This is a genomic window from Thioalkalivibrio sp. AKL8 (genome assembly GCF_000380525.1).
Taxonomy (GTDB): domain Bacteria; phylum Pseudomonadota; class Gammaproteobacteria; order Ectothiorhodospirales; family Ectothiorhodospiraceae; genus Thioalkalivibrio; species Thioalkalivibrio versutus.
The window spans coordinates 241,792-258,879 of record NZ_AQYF01000009.1 but is presented as its reverse complement, the minus strand read 5'-3'; the positions used below and the strand labels follow the sequence as shown (position 1 = coordinate 258,879).

Here is a 17,088-nt window from a genome sequence, read left to right as displayed (position 1 = left end):
CCTAGCACACCCCCTCCGGATCCGAGCCTACTCATGTCCCAATCTCCGTTACGCTGCGCCGCTATCGGCGTGGGCCATCTTGGCAAATGGCATGCCGCCAAATACGCCGCGCTGCCGGACACCGAACTGGTTGCCGTGGTCGATGCCGATTCCGAAACCGCCAGCCGCGTCGCGGCGGAGCACGGCTGCCGCGCGGAGACCGACCATCGCGCCCTGATCGGTCAGGTCGATGCGGTCTCCATCGCCGCGCCGACCACCCTGCACTTCGACATCGCCCGGGACTTCCTCGAGGCCGGTTGTCATGTCTTGGTCGAGAAGCCGATTACCGCCACCCTGGAGCAGGCCGAGACGCTGAACCAGATCGCCGAGCAACAGGGCGTCGTCCTCCAGGTCGGGCACCTGGAACGCTTCAATGCCGCGCTACGCCGACTGACCGAGACCCCGTTGCACCCGCGGTTTATCGAGTCGCACCGCCTGGCGCCCTACAAGCCGCGCGCCACCGACGTCTCGGTCGTGCTCGATCTGATGATCCACGACATCGACATCATCCTGTCGCTGGTGGATGCCCCGCTGACCGACATTCGCGCCTCCGGCGCCCGCGTGCTGACCGGCGACATCGACATCGCCAATGCCCGACTGGAATTCGCCAACGGCTGCGTAGCCAACGTGACCTCCAGCCGCATCAGCACCAAGTCCGAGCGCCGCATGCGCATCTTCCAGTCGCATGCCTACGCCTCGGTGGACTTCCAGAACCGCATCCTGTCGCTGAACCACATCGGCGAGCCCGACCCGGAGACCGGGGCCCCCGCGATCCACCGCGAGGAGAGTGTCTTCGACGAGGCCGACGCCCTGCTGGCCGAGATCCAGGCCTTCGTGGCCGCCGTGCGCGGTCAGGGACCGGTCGTGGTCAGTGGCCGCGACGGCCAGCGCGCCCTGGAGACGGCCAGCCGCATCACCGACTTGGTCTACGAAAACCTGAACATCATGAGCCGGGCCGACGGCCCGCACAGCCACCTCGACGCGAACCCCACAGGAGTCAAGCCGTGATCCCGATGGTCGACCTGCAGCGCCAGTACCAGACCCTGCGCCCCGAAATCGATGCCGCGCTACAGGAGGTGCTGGCCGGTGCGCGCTTTATCCTCGGCCCCAACGTCCAGGCCCTGGAGCAGGAGATCGCCGAGTACCTGGGCGTGGAACACGCGATCACCTGTGCCTCCGGCACGGATGCCCTGCATCTGGCGCTGGCCGCGGCCGGCATCGGCCCGGGCGACGAGGTCATCACCACCCCGTTTACCTTCATTGCCACCGCCGAGGCGATCCGCTATGTCGGGGCCGACCCGGTATTCGTGGACATCGACCCGCGCACCTTCAACATCGACCCGGACCAGGTCGAGGCGGCCATCACCGAGCGCACCCGCGCGATCCTGCCGGTCCACCTGTTCGGGCAGCCAGCCGACATGCCGCGGCTGCAGGCCATCGCCGAGAAACACAAGGTGTTGATCGTCGAGGATTGCGCACAGTCCTTCGGCGCGACGGTCGATGGCGTACAGACCGGCGCGTCCACCGCCTTCGGCTGTTTTTCGTTCTTCCCCAGCAAGAACCTCGGGGCCTTCGGCGACGGGGGTCTGGTGACCACCAACTGCCCGTCTGCCGCCGACACCCTGCGCCGATTGCGCAACCACGGTTCCAGCGTGCGCTACTACCACGACGAGATCGGCTACAACAGCCGCCTGGACGAGATGCAGGCGGCGATCCTGCGGGTGAAGCTGCCGCATATCGACACCTACAACGCCGAACGCCGCCGGGTGGCGGCACGTTATCGCGATGGCCTGGCCGGGCTGCCGGTCGAAGTGCCGTTCGAGGACGGCATCGGGGTCCACGTCTACCACCAGTACACGCTGCTGACTGATCATCGCGACGCGATCATGGAGGCGCTCAAGGCCGCCGAGGTGGCCTGTGCAATCTACTACCCGGTACCCCTGCATCAGCAAAAGGCCTTCGCCGATCTCCCGAACCGGCCGGAATCGCTGCCCGTCACCGAAGACGTCGCCGCGCGCTGTCTGTCCCTGCCGGTGTTCCCGGAACTCGAGGATGCGACCATCGACATGATCTGCGGGAAGATCCGCGCCGCCCTCGCGTGACGCCACGCCACATCGCTTCCACAGGGGGCCTCAACCGGTCATGACGCAGCATGTCGTGATCTGCGCCGGCGAAAGCTCCGGTGACGCACTCGGGGCGGGGCTGGTCCACGAACTCTCGGCACTGGAGCCCGGTCTCCGCTACACGGGCATGGGCGGGACGCAGATGCGCGCCGCCGGGGTCGACACCCTGATCGACGTCTCCGAACTGGCCGTGGTGGGCCTGGTCGATGTGCTGGTCAACTACCCGCGCCTGCGCCGGCTGTTCCGGCGCATGTGCCAGCATTTGGAGACCCACCGCCCGGACCTGCTGGTCCTGGTGGACTACGTGGAGTTCAACCTGCGCCTGGCTGCCCACGCCCGCCGCCTCGGTATCCGCGTGCTGTTCTATGTCAGCCCGCAACTGTGGGCGTGGCGTTCGGGCCGGATCAAGCGCATCCAGCGCAGCGTGGACGCGATGGCGGTACTTTTTCCCTTCGAGACCGACGTCTACGAGAAGGCCGGGGTGCCAGTACGCTATGTCGGAAACCCGCTTGTGGACCGGGTGCAGCCGCCCAAACAGCCGATTCGCGAACAGCTTGGCCTCCCGGCCAATACGCGCCTGGTCGGTCTTCTCCCAGGCAGCCGCAACGGCGAACTGAAGCGCCACTGGCCCATGCTCGTGGACACCGCCCGCCGCCTCCACGTATCGCACCCGGACATCCAGTTCGTGGCCTCCATGGCGCCGGGAGTCACCACCGAACACTTGGGGGCCCTCGCCGCCTCTGACGGCCTGCCCCTGCATTTCGTGGGCGGGGACGCAGGAACCCATTCCCTGATGGCCGGGGCCGACCTGCTGCTGATTGCGTCCGGCACCGCAACCCTGGAGGCCGGTCTGCTCAGGGCCCCCATGCTGGTCTTCTACCGCATGGGGGCCCTGAGCCACGCGGTCTTCTCGCGGCTCGTACGGGTCGAGAATATCGCCCTGGTCAATATCGTGGGCGGCGAGCGCCTAGTGCCCGAGTACCTGCAACACGATGCCACCGCCGAACGTCTGGCGCGCGATGCCGCGGATCTCCTCGACCGGCCCGAGGCCCTGGAAGCGATGCGCGATCGCCTGGCGCAGGTGCGCGTTCGCCTGGGCAATGGTGGAGCCGACCGCCGCGTGGCCGAAATGGCGCACGAACTCCTGCACCACGGCCAACTAAGGGACAGCGAGAAGCCGATCTAAGGGCGACGGTTCGTTTGGGGAGCAACCGCTTGGGCAGCACGCAGGGTCCTGTCCCGCGGCGACCGCGTCAGTGCGGACGACCGCCGCGCAGAATGCCGCGACGACTGCCGCGCACGAAACCGATCAGATTGCGCACTTCGGGCACCTCGGTCTCCTCGAACATGGCGTCCAGATGACTCTCGCGCCCGGCGCGTCCACGCATTCCCTGGATGAATACCCGGTGCAGCGCCTGAATGGCGTCATTGGAGAAACCGTTGCGCTTGAGGCCAACCTTGTTGATCCCGATCAGCCGCGCATAGTTGCCGCTCGCCAGGCAATACGGCGGGAGGTCACGGTTCAGCGCCGCACCCATGCTGGTGAAGGCGTAGGTGCCCACGCGACAGAACTGATGCACCAGGGTGAACCCACCCAGCGTTGCGTGATCCTGGATCTCCACGTGCCCGGCAAGCGAAGTGGCATTGGAGAAGATGATGCCGTTCCCGATGGTGCAGTCGTGCGCGATGTGGACATACGCCATGATCAGGTTGTCGTGCCCGATGACCGTCTCACCCAGGCCCTTCTCGGTTCCGCGGTGCAGCGTTACCGACTCCCGAATCACATTGCGATCGCCGATGATCAGCCGCGTGGGTTCACCCCGATAGCTGGTGTCCTGAGGCTCCTCCCCGATCGAGGAGAACTGAAAGATTCGGTTTTCCCGCCCGATCTCGGTCGGTCCGTTGATCACCACATGCGGGCCCACCCAGGTATCCGCGCCGATCTTCACATTGGCACCGATGACCGAGAACGGCCCGATCGTCACCGAGCTGTCGATCTCGGCACTCGGGTGGACGTCCGCGCGCGGATCGATCACGCCGGGATTTCCTGACCGGAACACATGAGCTGCGCCGTGGCGCACACGTCGTCGCCCACCTTCGCGACCGCGTCGAAGCGCCAGATGCCCCGCACCGTACGCTTCAGATCGACCCGCAGGTGGAGTTGATCCCCGGGTACCACCTGGCGCCGGAAGCGCGCCTCGTCGATTCCGACAAACAGGTATAGCTGCTGCTTGTCCTGGTTCTCGTTACGCGCCTCTTCGGTCTTGAACGCAAGCAGGCCGGTGGCCTGTGCCAGGGCCTCGAGGATCAGAACCCCGGGCATCACCGGCTTGATCGGGAAGTGCCCCTGGAAATACGGTTCGTTGATGCTGACGTTCTTGATCCCCGTCAGATAGCTGCCCGCCTCCCACTCCAGCACCCGATCCACCATCAGGAACGGGTAACGATGCGGCAGGTAGCGCATGATCTCCTGGACATTAAAGTCATCCACGCCGGTGTCCTTTCTCTTGATCTTGTTGTGCCGCATCCGGACCGCTGCGCGGGACGTGCAATACGACGTTCGACTCGGCCTCCCCACACGCGGCAAGGCCAGTTACTACCAGGGCCGATTGATCGCCCCTCGCTTGCCTAACGCGCCAGACGGCGCAGTCGGGCCAGCATGCGATTCCACAACCGGGCCTCTTGATGCGGGACTCCAGAGGCGTAGTGACCCGGACGCGTAATGGAGCGCGTGACCAAGGTCATCGCGTGAATGGTGACGTGATCCACGATCGACAGGTGGCCAAGGATCCCGGCACCGCCCCCGATTGCGCAATGCGCTCCGATCCGGGCACTGCCCGCAATCCCCACACAGCCGGCGATGGCTGTATGGTCGCCAATCTCGACGTTATGGGCAACATGAACCAGGTTGTCGATCTTCACACCCCTACCGATCCGCGTCGCGCGCAACGCCCCGCGATCGATGGTCGTGTTCGCTCCAATTTCCACATCGGAACCGATCACGACATGGCCCAGCTGTTCGATCTTCTCCCAACCGTGGTCGCCTGCGGGGGCAAAGCCAAAGCCATCGGCCCCGATCACGCAACCACTGTGCAGGATGCAGCGATCCCCCACCGCAACGCCTTCAAGCAGGGTCACACGGGGGTGCAGGAAGGTATCGGCCCCCACCATCACCCCCTCGCCCACCACGCAGTGCGCCCCCACGACACTCTGGGGTCCCACCGTGGCCCCCGCGCCGATCACCGCCCCAGGCCCCACGAATGCGTCGGGAGCAACCGAGGACTCGGGATCCACAAATGCACCCGGATGGACACCCGCAGCTCGGGCGCGACGTGGCCTGCCCAGCCACTGACTCGCTCGGGCATAGCCCAGGTAGACATCATCCAGGTGGATCAGGGTTCGGGAAGCCGTCGATTTCAGCCCCGCGGCCACCGGTACCAGGATGACACCCGCGGCACTCGCTGCCAGGGCCTCGGCATGACGCCCGGCGTCCGTCACAAAACTCAGATCGCAGGGGCCTGCGGTGGCCAGCGCGCTCAACCCGGTGAAGCGGCGTTGGTCATCGCCCGTGAGCTGCCCGCCCAGCGCCTCCGCCAGCTCGCGGGCCGAATACCCGCCGTCAGTCTCGCTGCATTGTGGCAAGGATGTCGTCCGTGATGTCGATCCGGTCACTGGCATACAGCACGTTGCGCTCGGTCAGGATCAGATCAATGTCGCGTTCCCGGGCGAGATCGACGATGGCATCGTTGATCCGTCGCTGCAGTTTGGCCAGCTCTTCGTTGCGGCGTACATTCAGGTCTTCGCTGAAGCTCTCCTGCGCCCGCCGGAATTCGCGCGAACGTTGCGAGAACTCCCGCTCCAGATCCGCCCGTTCCGATGGGTTCATCAGGTCCCCGTCACGTTCCAGCCGGTCACGCAGCCGCTGCAGCTCCTCACGTTCCGCCACCAGCTCCGAATCGCGCGGCGAAAACTCCCGCTCCAGTTCGCGCATGGCATCTTCGGCCTGCGGCGAATCCTCGAGAATCCGGTTCATCGTCACGAATGCCACGTTCTGCGCCCCGGCGACAGCGGGTACTACCAGCCATCCGCTGGCGACGAGAATCACCGCCGCGAACCAGGCCATCCCGGATCTCATGACGCCTCCCGATGCGCTTGCATCGATCATCCTCAGAAACTGGCCCCCAGCAGGAACTGGAAGCGCTGCAGCTCGTCACCCGGCTGATCGTTGAACGGCTCGGCGACGCTGAAGCTCAGCGGCCCCACCGGCGAGAACCAGGTCACCGCCACACCCGCCGATGCCCGCAACTCGCTGGTATCAAAGTCCGACACATCATGGAACACATTCCCCGCGTCCACAAAGGTACTCATGCGGACTGCATCATTGTCGGCCGCAAACGGCATCGGGAAGAACAATTCCGCGGAAAGCGTAGTCCGGAAACGCCCACCGTAGGGATCGTCATTGGAATCGCGCGTCGCCACCTGACCATCGCGGATCGGTCGCAGATCGCCCAGCTGGTTGTCCTCGTAACCGCGGACCGAGCGAATGCCCCCGGCAAACAGCCGTTCGTAGAACGGGACGTCATCCCCTCCGTAACCATCCGCGTACGCGAGCCCGGCGGAGAGGCTGAAGGAGTACCGATCGGACAGCCGGAAGATCTCCTGACCCGAATAGGTGAGCTTGTAGAACTCGCGGTCACTGCCCGGCACCGTGACCTCCAGGCCGACCCGATGACGACGGCCTTGCGAAGCGAAGGTCGTGCTGTCCCGAGTGTCGTGAATATAGCTTGTCTCCAGCTTGTAGAGGTTCGCGGAATCGCCAAATTCGTCCAGCTCGTCGATGATCTCGTCCGGGGTTCCGATACGATTATTGGAGCGTTCGACCGTCTCGATTTCAATGTTCTCGAAACCCGGGCGCACCTGAATCCGGTCGAACTCCGACAGCGGAATCCCGTAGGTCACGTCGAAACCAAAGCGGTTGGATGAATACCGCGAGATGTTGGCCTCCTCGGCATCGATCTTGCGATAGAACACGGAGAACCCGCGACTCGCACCGGAGGGGGTGAAGTGCGGATTGGTGACGCTCATCCGGAACAGCTGGTTGACCTTGCTGGTACTCACCTCGGTGGAGAAGCGATTGCCAGTCCCAAGGAAGTTGTCCTGTGTCAGGCTCGCGGTCAGCAGCAGCCCCTGGTTCTGCGAGAACCCGGCGCCCAGCGACAAGGCCCCGGACTGCTGCTCGGTCACGGTGATATTCAGGTCTACTTCGTCATCGGTGCCGGCGACCCGCTCGGTCTCCACGTTCACGCTCTGGACGAACGGCAGCCGCTGGACACGCACCCGGGAACGTTCGACCAATGCCCCGTTGTACCAGGCGCTCTCCATCTGCCGCATCTCGCGGCGATACACCCGTTCCTCGGTGTTCTGATTGCCGGTGATCCGGATGTTCCGAACGTAGACACGCGGGCCCGGGTCGACGAAGAACGTGATCGCGACTTCGCGGTTGTCCTCGTCCACGTCGGGCACCGGGTTCACGTTGGCGAACGCGAAACCCTCCCGGGTCAGGCGTTCGCTGATCCGTTCGGCGGACTCGGTCACCTGACTGCGCGAAAACGGCGCATCGATGTCCACGTCAATCAGGCTTTCCAGCTCCTCTCGCGGGATCACGAAATCCCCGGCGAGATCCACACCCGTCACCGTATAGCGATCGCCCTCGTCGACGTTGATGGTGATAAACAAATCCCGCCGGTCCGGCGTCAGCGTCACCTGAGTGGAGTCGATATCGAACTCCAGGAAACCCTGATCCAGATAATGCGAACGGAGCTGTTCCAGATCCCCGGAGAGCTTCTCGCGCGAGTAATTGTCCCGCCGACTGAAAAAGGCCCACCAGCGTGGCACGCCGGACTCGAAACGCCGGGTCAGTTCACGACCCGAGTAGCTCTCGTTGCCCACCACATTGACCTGGCGGATTTTGGCCACCGGCCCTTCGGTAATGTCGATCTCGATGTCCACGCGGTTACGCGGCAGTTCCACGATCTCCACATCGACCTGCACGTTGTAGCGCCCGCGCGCGAAATACTGCTGGCGCAGCTCGCTCTCGATGCGGTCCAGCATCGTGCGGTTGAATACCCGCCCGGAACGCAGGCCGGCCGAATCCAGCGCCTCGCGCAAGCCCTCGTCGGGGATATCCCGGTTACCGGAAAAGTTGATCTCGTTGATCGCGGGTCGTTCCGAGACAATCACAACGAGGACGTCCCCGCGCCGGGCGATCTCCACATCGTCGAAGAAGCCGGTCTGGAACAGCTCGCGGATCACCTCCGGACTTCGATTGTCGTCGAAGGTATCCCCAACCTGCACGGGCAGATAACTGAGCGCGGTACCGGCGGTGATCCGTTCCAGCCCCTCGATTTCGATATCCTCGATCTCGTAGGCCTGGCCCCAGGCCGTCCCCGCCAGGCCCAGCAAACCGACCAGGGCCATTCCTCTCAAGCTGTTTCGCGCCATGCTCTCCGCCAAAAAATAGGCCGTTCGGTGGGCTGATCGAGGCACCCGGGATGCGCTCCAGTGTGCCTTCGCCTAACCGAACAGTCGTGTCAAATCATTGTACAGGGCCAGTATCATCAGCCCCGCGATCGCCAGCAGACCCACCTGCTGACCGATTATCTGGGTGCGCTCCGACACCGGGCTGCCCTTCACCGCCTCGGCGGCGTAGTACAGCAAATGGCCGCCATCCAGCATCGGGATCGGCAGCAGATTGATGATCCCGAGCGACACGCTCACCAGCCCGAGAAATCCCAGGAACGCCGAAATCCCGATCAATGCCGAGACCCCCGCAAACTCGGCTATGGTAACCGGTCCGCTGATATTTTTAACCGACGCATCCCCGGTGATCATTCGCCACAGGATGCCCAGTGTCAGGACGGTCACATCCCACGTCCGCTCCGCCCCCGAGACAAATGCCGATCCCGGACCCTGGCGCACCAGTACGGCCATGTCCCGTGCCGCCGATTGATCCGTATCCACGCCCGCGCCGATACGGCCAATGGCCACCCCCTCGTGATCCGTCGCCTCCGGCGTCATCCGTAGTTCCAGGGTGCGCCCGTCGCGCTCCACGGTGACCCGCAGATCGGCTTCTGGATGCGCACGCACCACCTCGACCCAGCGATTCCAGTCCGCGACCGGCTCGCCGTCCACTGCCAGCACACGATCCCCGACCTCCAGTCCGGCCGCCGCCGCCGGGCTCCCACCCTCGACGGCACCGATCCGCGGTTCCAGCATCGGCCGATAGGGCTGCAATCCCAGCTTGTCGAGGAACTGCCCCTCTGCCAGCAACGCCTGGCGATCCCGCAGATCCACCTCCCGCTCGATCTCTCGACCGTCCGTGCCCCGCAGCAGCAGGGTGACCGCCTCGCCGCGAACCGCATGGTCCAGCAGTCGCAGGTTGGCCTGCTCCCAGTCCGCCACTTCACGATCGCCCACCCGCAGAATCTCCTGCCCCCGCTCGAGGCCCGCCTCGGCGGCCGGCGTATCCGGCGCTACCTCGCCGAGAATGGGCTTGATCCCGCCCACACCCACCATGAACATCACGGCGTATACCAGGATCGCCAGCAGGAAATTCGCCGCCGGACCGGCCGACACCACGAATGTACGGGCCCCAAGACCTTTCTGGTTGAAGGCGCGCGTGACCTCCTCCTCCGCCACCGGACCCTCGCGCTCGTCGAGCATCTTCACGTAGCCACCCAGCGGCAATGCGGCAATCACGAATTCCGTCCGGTCCCGCCCGAAGTAGCGCTTAAAAATCGGCCGGCCGAAACCCACCGAGAAGCGCAGCACCTTCACCCCCACCAGACGGGCGGCGAGGTAGTGCCCATATTCGTGCACGGTCACCAGTACGCCAATGGCCACCGCAAACGCCAGCAGGCTCGTCAGGAACGTCATGACAGGACGGGTCGTGCGTTCGCGACATACTCGCTCGCGACCTCGCGAGCCCGCCGGTCCGCCCCCAGGACGCGCTCCAGCGAATCGGCCGCCTCGGCCTCGATCGCCTCCAGGGTCGTGGCGATCACCGCCGGGATCTCGCTGAAGGCCAGGCGCTCTCCCAGGAAGGCATCCACCGCCACTTCATTGGCGGCGTTGAGAACCGCGGTGGCCGTCCCTCCACGCTCCAGTGCCGCGTAGGCGAGACCGAGCGCCGGGAAACGCGCCGCTTCCGGCTCGGAGAATTCCAGCTTGCCCATCGTAAGCAGATCCAGCGGTTCAACGCCCGACTCCATACGCTCGGGCCAGGCCAGCGCATGGGCGATCGGTGTGCGCATGTCGGGGTTGCCGAGTTGCGCGAGCACCGACCCGTCATCGTAGGCCACCATCGAATGCACGATGCTCTGTGGGTGAAGTACCACCTGAATCGTCGAGGGCGCCACGGCAAACAACCAGCAGGCCTCGATCACCTCGAGCCCCTTGTTCATCATGGTCGCCGAGTCCACCGAGATCTTGCGCCCCATATCCCAGTTGGGGTGGGCGCAGGCTTCGTCCGGCGTAATCCCGGCAAAGCTGTCCAGCGGACGGTCGCGAAACGGCCCCCCCGATGCGGTGAGCCAGATCCGGCGTGCCCCGTGCGGTGTCACCGACTCGGCGCAGACGTAGCCATTGGGAAGGCACTGAAAGATCGCGTTGTGCTCGGAATCGATCGGCAGCAGACAGGCACCGGAGCGGCGCACGGCATCCATCAGCAAGGCCCCGGACATGACCAGCGCCTCCTTGTTGGCGAGCAGCACCCGTTTGCCCGCCTCGGCCGCGGCCAGCGTCGGCAACAGCCCGGCTGCGCCCACGATCGCCGCCATCACCGCGTCGACCCGGGGTTCCCGGGCGACCTCAGCCAGGGCCTCCGCACCCGCCCGCACCTCGGTACGCGAACCGACCGCCGCCAAAGCCGTGCGCAGGGCCTCGGCGGCGTCGGGATCGACCATCACGGCCACTTCCGGGTGGTGGGCGAGGCACTGCGCGCGCATGCGCTCCACATTGCAATGCGCCGTCAGGGCATACACGCGGAAGCGTTCCGGCTGACGCGCCACGACATCGAGCGTACTCAACCCGATGCTGCCGGTTGATCCGAGAATGGTGATCTGCGTCGTCTTCATGGGTACCTGCGTCCGTTCGCGCTATGCCGCCACCGGCGGGGCCGGAATCAGCGCCAGCCACAACAACCCGGCCAGGAAAACCGGAGCCGCCGCGACCATGCTGTCGAACCGGTCCAGAATACCCCCGTGGCCCGGCAGCAAGGAACCACTATCCTTCTCGCCAGCCTGTCGCTTCAGGATGCTCTCGAACAGGTCCCCCACAACCGAGACCAGCCCGATCAGCACCGACAGCAGCAAGAACACCATCGCGTCCATCGGCTCGAGGCCCCAAACGGCCGCTACCACGATCGCGAAGGCCAGCACCGTCAGCAGACCGCCAAGCAAGCCCTCGCGGGTCTTCCCCGGACTGATATGCGGCGCCAGCGGGTTGCGCCCGAACGCCTTCCCGGCGAAATACGCCCCGGTGTCGGCGAGGCCAACCAGCACCACCAGATAGACCACCAGCAACGGCGCCAGGGCATGCAGCCAAACCAGGCCCATTCCCGCCGGCACCAACGTCATGATCGCGGCCACCGCAAAGAGGGTCCGACTGGATGCCGGTGCGGCCTTCTCGCGTTCGCGATAAAACGGCAACAGCAACAGGATCACCAGCCACCACAGCAACACCAGACCCAGGATCAGGTAGTGCAACCCCGCAACCGGCGCCAGACCAAGCGCAACCACGGGAACCACCACGGCCGCCACCAGCGCACCGCGTGCCAACGGGTTTTCGAGCCCGGCCAGTCCGCCCCACTCCCAGGTCGCCAACCCGAGGACCAGCGCGACCAGCGCCAGCACCGCCCAGTTCGGGCCCCAGGCCACCAGAGCCAGCGCCGGCAAACCCAGCGCCGCGGCCGTCAGAATCCGTTGTTTAAGCACTCGGCACCTCCCGCGCACTTGCCTCGGCGGCTCCGGTCACGCAGCCGAAACGCCGCTGGCGACTCGCATACCACGCCAGCCCCTGTCGCAGATCATCGGCTGTGATGTCCGGCCAGAACGTCTCGACGAAGAGCAACTCGGCATACGCCGCCTGCCACAGGAGGAAATTGCTGATGCGGCGTTCGCCGCCGGTGCGGATCAACAGATCGACGTCGGGCATCCCGGCCGTGCTCAAATAGCCGGCGAAAGAAGTCTCGGGATTCGCCCCTTCGTCGCCGGCGGCCACCCAGCGGCGGGCCGCCTGCAGGATGTCCCAGCGGCCACCGTATCCCAGTGCCACGACAACCCGCATACCCTCGTTGGCGGCAGAGGCCTGCTCGGCTTCCGCCATCCGCGTCTGCAGATCCGACGGGAAGCTTGCGCGATCGCCAATAAAGGTGAGCGCGATCCCGCGCTCGATCAGTTCCGGGAGTTCCGCCTCGATGGCGGACACAAACAGATCGAACAGTGCCTCGACCTCTTCGCGCGGGCGGCCCCAATTCTCGCTGCTAAAGGCGAACAGCGTCAGGGTGCCCACGCCTTGTTCGGCGAAAAACCGCACGGCATGCCGCGTCGCCTCCAGCCCCGCCCGGTGGCCTTCGGAACGACTCAGACCTCGGGCCTCGGCCCAACGCCCGTTGCCGTCCATGACGATGGCCACGTGCGCAGGGAGCGCCTCGCTGGGTGAAGTAGTAACCGGCATCGCCTGCGCCGGTCAGACTTCCATCAACTCGGCTTCCTTGTCCGCAAGCATCGCGTCGACCTTGGCGATGTGGTCGTCGGTCAGCTTCTGGATCAGCTCCTGCGCCTTGTGCTCGTCGTCTTCGGACATCTCCTTGTCCTTGACCAGCTGCTTGAAGGCGTTGTTGGCATCCCGCCGGATATTGCGCACGGCCACCCGCGCGTGCTCGGCTTCGGCCCGGACGACCTTGACCAGGTCACGCCGACGCTCTTCGGTCAGCGCCGGCAGCGGCACACGGATCGTCGTCCCCATGCTCGCCGGATTGAGTCCCAGATCCGAAGTCATGATGGCCTTCTCGATCTTGCCGACCATGTCCTTCTCGTACGGGACCACGGAGAGCGTGCGTGCGTCCTCGGCATTGATGTTCGCGACCTGGTTGATCGGCACATCCATGCCGTAGTACTCCACATGCACATGTTCGAGCAGCGTGGGGTGCGCACGGCCGGTTCGAATCTTCGATAGCTCGTTGCGCAACGCTTCCAGGCTCTTGTCCATGCGTTCGCGCGCATCTTTCAGGGTGGCGTCACTCATTACGGGCTCCCTCGACCAAGGTGCCGACCGCCTCGCCCATCACGAGCCGCTGCAGGTCGCCCTTGGCAAACATGTTCATTACACGGATCGGCAGGCCATTGTCTCGGCACATCACCAGGGCCGTGGTATCCATTACGCCCAGACGCTGTTCCAGCGCATCGTCGAAGGTCAGCCGCTCGTAGCGTCGGGCATCCTTGGTGGTCATCGGATCGGCATCGTAGACCCCGTCGACCTTGGTCGCCTTGATCATGATGTCGGCGTTGATCTCGATCGCCCGCAGGCTCGCCGCGGAATCCGTGGTGAAGAACGGATTGCCGGTTCCGGCCGCAAACACCACGATGCGCCCCTTTTCCAGGTGCCGTACCGCACGCCGGCGGATGTAGTCCTCGCACACCTGGTTGATGCGGATCGCCGACATCACCCGCGAAAAACGCCCGGCGCGCTCGATCGCATCCTGCAGCGCCAACGCATTGATCACCGTTGCCAGCATGCCCATGTGGTCGCCGGTCACCCGGTCCATGCCGCCTTGTGCCAGCCCCGCACCACGGAAGATGTTGCCGCCACCGATCACGATGCCGACCTCGACCCCCATGCGGGAGAGCTCCGAGACCTCTTCGGCCACCTGCGCCAGGACATCCGGGTCAACCCCATAGGATTGCTGACCCATCAGGGCCTCCCCACTCAACTTCAGAAGGATGCGCCGGAACGCGGGCTGGCTGTCCTGACTCATGGGGTTCCTTATCTCGGGCTCGGTTGTTCTCGCTTGCCAGTTTTTTCTGGCCCTTTTATCCGGAAGCGGCCGCATCAAGCGGCCGCCCCGGAGTCCTGCTGGATCAGGCGCCGCGCGCCTGAGCCATTACCTCTTCGGCAAAGTTCTCGGTCTTCTTCTCGATCCCCTCGCCCACCTCGAAGCGGATGAAGCCGGAGACCGAAGCCCCCTTGCTTTCCAGCAGCTGTGCGACCGTCTGATCGGGATCCTTCACGAACGGCTGGCCCACCAGGGTGATCTCGCCCAGATACTTGCGGATACGCCCCTCGATCATCTTCTCGATGATGTTCTCCGGCTTGCCCGATTCCTCGGCCTGGGCCTTGAAGATCGCACGTTCCTTGTCGAGCATCTCGGTCGGCACCTGACTCTCGTCGATGCACACCGGATGGCTCGCCGCGATATGCATCGCGATATCCTTGGCCAGCTGCTCGTCACCACCGTTCAGGCCAACCAGCACGCCAATCCGGGCACCATGCTGATAGAAACCCAGCGCACCTTCCGCGGTCATGCGTTCGAAACGGCGGACCTGGACGTTCTCGCCGACCTTGGCGATCAGCTGAGTACGCTGCTCTTCCAGGGTCTGACCATCGACGGTCTCGGTCATCAGGCCTTCCACCGAATCGGCGGCGGTGTTCAGCGCCACATTGGCGCAGGCGCTGGTGAAGGCACGGAAGTTGTCGTCATTGCCGACGAAGTCCGTCTCGCAGTTGATCTCGACGATCACCGCGCGCGAACCGTCGCTGGCAATCTCGACGCGACCTTCGGCCGCGACACGATCCGCCTTCTTGTCGGCCTTGGCCATGCCGGACTTGCGCATTGCCTCGACCGCCGCTTCCAGATCGCCGCCGGTTTCGGTCAGGGCCTTCTTGCATTCCATCATGCCGGCGCCGGTGCGCTCGCGCAGTTCTTTTACTTGTGCAGCAGTAATCTGCATCGTTGCTTGCTCCTGAATCATGCTCGAGTCGGCCGCCAGCGTGGCGACCGGCTCCTGTTATCAAGCGGGGTTGGCGGGCGACGCGGTGTCGGGGGCGTCAGTCGTTGCAGCGGCCGGCTCGGCGGCTTCTGCTTCGCCCATGCCACCCGTGGTCACCGCACCCTTGGCCTCGATGATGGTATCGGCGATCGCAGCCACATAGAGCTGAATCGCACGCATCGCGTCATCGTTGCCCGGGATCACGTAATCCACGCCTTCCGGGGAATGGTTGGAATCCACCACGGCGACGACCGGAATGCCGCGCTTCTTCGCCTCGGCCACCGCAATCTTCTCGTAGCCGACGTCAATCACGAACATCGCATCGGGCATGCGGTTCATGTCCTTGATACCGCCCAGGCTGCGATCCAGCTTGTCCTTTTCGCGGCGACGGCTCAGGGCCTCGCGCTTGTTCAGGACCTGGAAGCTGCCATCGGCGTCCATCGTCTCGAGGTCCTTCAGGCGCTTGATCGACTGCTTGACGGTGTTGAAGTTGGTCAGCATGCCGCCCAGCCAGCGGTGGCTCACGTGCGGCATGCCGCAACGGTTTGCCTCTTCGGCCACCACGTCGCGGGCCGAGCGCTTGGTGCCGACGAACATGATCTGGCCACCATCGGCAGCGATCTTGCCGAGGAAGTTCAACGCATCGTTGAACATCGGCAGGGACTTCTCGAGGTTGATGATATGAATCTTGTTGCGTTCCCCGAAGATGTACGGGGCCATCTTGGGATGCCAGTAACGCGTCTGGTGGCCGAAGTGCACACCGGCCTCCAGCATCTGTCGCATAGTCACGAGGGACATGAGTTTTCTCCTGTAACGGGTTGAGCCTCCACGCATCCCGATCTGAAACCCGAACCGAATCTTCTTCGAGGGCGGGCACCCGACAGATCGTGCCGATGCGTGTGTGGATTAAGGTTTCGGGAGTCGCCCCGCAAAAGGCGGCTTCCGGCCCCGCCGAATTGCCAGCGAGGCGCGCGCTTTATAGCATAGGACACTTACCCGAACCAAACGCCGAGCCCCTCCGGGCGCCGCGGCGGGAGCCCCCATGTCCGTTTCCATCAAGACCCCCGAAGAGATCGAACACATGCGCGTCGCCGGCCGCCTGGCCGCCGAAGTCCTCGAGATGATCGAGCCCCACGTGCAAGCCGGCGTGACGACCGGGGAACTGGACCGGATCTGTCACGACTACATCGTGAACACCCAGGACGCGATCCCGGCCCCACTCAACTATCGCGGCTTCCCAAGGTCGATCTGTACCTCGGTGAACCATCAGGTCTGCCACGGCATCCCGGGGGATCGCAAGCTGAAGAACGGCGATATCCTCAATATCGATATCACCGTGATCAAGGACGGCTTCCACGGCGACACCAGCCGCATGTTCGTGATCGGCAAGGCCGGTATCCAGGCCCAGCGGGTGATCGACGTGGCACGTACCAGCATGTACCTCGGCATCCAGCAGGTTCGCCCGGGCGCAACGCTGGGCGATATCGGCCACGCGATTCAGGTGTACGCCGAGGCACAACGCTGCTCCGTGGTGCGCGAGTTCTGCGGCCACGGGATCGGGCGCGGCTTCCACGAGGATCCGCAGGTCCTGCACTATGGCAAGCCTGGCACCGGCATGACCCTGAGAGAAGGCATGTGCTTTACCATCGAGCCGATGATCAATGCCGGCCGCCGCCACACCCGCATCCTGGCGGATGGCTGGACCGCCGTGACCAAGGATCACAGTCCGTCGGCGCAGTGGGAACACACACTACTGGTCACCGCCGACGGATACGAGATCCTGACCCTGCGCAAGGACGAAACCCCACCGCAGGAGATCGCGGCCTGATCGAACGCCATCACGCCTGTTCCCCGCCGATTCGAACCGCCCACTCCACGGA

The 17,088-nt window shown here is 64.7% G+C and carries 17 protein-coding genes; 4 read left to right on the top strand and 13 right to left on the bottom strand.

Going from position 1 to position 17,088, the window contains the following annotated elements:
* The first annotated feature begins 33 nt into the window (after positions 1-33).
* The 3 genes from G335_RS0110570 to lpxB are packed head-to-tail and all read left to right on the top strand — an operon-like array spanning position 34 to position 3,348.
* Positions 34-1,047 (top strand): Gfo/Idh/MocA family protein, encoded by a 1,014-nt coding sequence (locus tag G335_RS0110570; RefSeq protein WP_018176730.1) that lies wholly within the window; start codon positions 34-36, stop codon positions 1,045-1,047.
* Positions 1,044-2,141 (top strand): DegT/DnrJ/EryC1/StrS aminotransferase family protein, encoded by a 1,098-nt coding sequence (locus G335_RS0110565; protein WP_018176729.1) that lies wholly within the window; start codon positions 1,044-1,046, stop codon positions 2,139-2,141. Before G335_RS0110570 ends, G335_RS0110565 begins: the two co-directional genes overlap by 4 nt.
* Positions 2,142-2,181: 40 nt before the next feature.
* A complete protein-coding gene (gene lpxB / locus G335_RS0110560) occupies positions 2,182-3,348 on the top strand; it encodes a lipid-A-disaccharide synthase (RefSeq protein WP_018176728.1) in 1,167 nt (388 codons plus the stop codon).
* A 67-nt stretch (positions 3,349-3,415) separates the two neighbouring features.
* Here the strand turns inward: lpxB and lpxA are convergent, their stop codons facing one another.
* From lpxA to rpsB, 13 genes are all read right to left on the bottom strand, one after another.
* On the bottom strand, positions 3,416-4,198 hold the full coding sequence (gene lpxA, locus G335_RS0110555) for an acyl-ACP--UDP-N-acetylglucosamine O-acyltransferase (protein ID WP_018145584.1): 783 nt from the start codon (positions 4,196-4,198) through the stop codon (positions 3,416-3,418).
* On the bottom strand, positions 4,195-4,689 hold the full coding sequence (gene fabZ, locus G335_RS0110550) for a 3-hydroxyacyl-ACP dehydratase FabZ (RefSeq protein WP_018145583.1): 495 nt from the start codon (positions 4,687-4,689) through the stop codon (positions 4,195-4,197). The genes lpxA and fabZ overlap by 4 nt, the downstream gene beginning before the upstream one ends.
* A 101-nt stretch (positions 4,690-4,790) precedes the next feature.
* Positions 4,791-5,804, bottom strand: a complete 1,014-nt coding sequence (lpxD, locus tag G335_RS0110545) for a UDP-3-O-(3-hydroxymyristoyl)glucosamine N-acyltransferase (protein ID WP_018176727.1) — start codon at positions 5,802-5,804, stop codon at positions 4,791-4,793.
* Positions 5,782-6,285, bottom strand: coding sequence for an OmpH family outer membrane protein (locus G335_RS0110540; protein WP_018176726.1), 504 nt, complete (start codon positions 6,283-6,285; stop codon positions 5,782-5,784). Before G335_RS0110540 ends, lpxD begins: the two co-directional genes overlap by 23 nt.
* Positions 6,286-6,329: 44 nt before the next feature.
* Positions 6,330-8,663 (bottom strand): outer membrane protein assembly factor BamA, encoded by a 2,334-nt coding sequence (bamA, locus tag G335_RS0110535; RefSeq protein ID WP_369773013.1) that lies wholly within the window; start codon positions 8,661-8,663, stop codon positions 6,330-6,332.
* 72 nt (positions 8,664-8,735) lie between these two features.
* Entirely contained in the window at positions 8,736-10,097 is a 1,362-nt protein-coding gene (rseP, locus tag G335_RS0110530; RefSeq protein WP_018176724.1) for an RIP metalloprotease RseP, read from the bottom strand.
* Positions 10,094-11,296, bottom strand: a complete 1,203-nt coding sequence (gene ispC / locus G335_RS0110525; RefSeq protein ID WP_018176723.1) for a 1-deoxy-D-xylulose-5-phosphate reductoisomerase — start codon at positions 11,294-11,296, stop codon at positions 10,094-10,096. Before ispC ends, rseP begins: the two co-directional genes overlap by 4 nt.
* 21 nt (positions 11,297-11,317) lie before the next feature.
* Entirely contained in the window at positions 11,318-12,154 is an 837-nt protein-coding gene (locus G335_RS0110520) for a phosphatidate cytidylyltransferase (protein WP_018169867.1), read from the bottom strand.
* A complete protein-coding gene (gene uppS, locus G335_RS0110515) occupies positions 12,147-12,896 on the bottom strand; it encodes a polyprenyl diphosphate synthase (RefSeq protein ID WP_026304822.1) in 750 nt (249 codons plus the stop codon). Before uppS ends, G335_RS0110520 begins: the two co-directional genes overlap by 8 nt.
* Positions 12,897-12,908: 12 nt before the next feature.
* Positions 12,909-13,466, bottom strand: a complete 558-nt coding sequence (gene frr / locus G335_RS0110510; protein ID WP_018169869.1) for a ribosome recycling factor — start codon at positions 13,464-13,466, stop codon at positions 12,909-12,911.
* The gene (gene pyrH, locus G335_RS0110505; RefSeq protein ID WP_018145574.1) at positions 13,459-14,196 is read right to left on the bottom strand and encodes a UMP kinase; all 738 of its coding nucleotides are present in this window, start codon (positions 14,194-14,196) and stop codon (positions 13,459-13,461) included. Before pyrH ends, frr begins: the two co-directional genes overlap by 8 nt.
* A gap of 103 nt (positions 14,197-14,299) precedes the next feature.
* Entirely contained in the window at positions 14,300-15,169 is an 870-nt protein-coding gene (gene tsf / locus G335_RS0110500) for a translation elongation factor Ts (RefSeq protein WP_018145573.1), read from the bottom strand.
* Positions 15,170-15,229: 60 nt separating this feature from the next.
* Positions 15,230-16,006, bottom strand: a complete 777-nt coding sequence (gene rpsB / locus G335_RS0110495) for a 30S ribosomal protein S2 (protein WP_018145572.1) — start codon at positions 16,004-16,006, stop codon at positions 15,230-15,232.
* Positions 16,007-16,250: 244 nt separating this feature from the next.
* On the opposite strand from rpsB, the gene map reads away from it, so the two are divergent.
* A complete protein-coding gene (gene map / locus G335_RS0110490) occupies positions 16,251-17,036 on the top strand; it encodes a type I methionyl aminopeptidase (RefSeq protein ID WP_018145571.1) in 786 nt (261 codons plus the stop codon).
* The last annotated feature ends 52 nt before the right edge of the window (positions 17,037-17,088 follow it).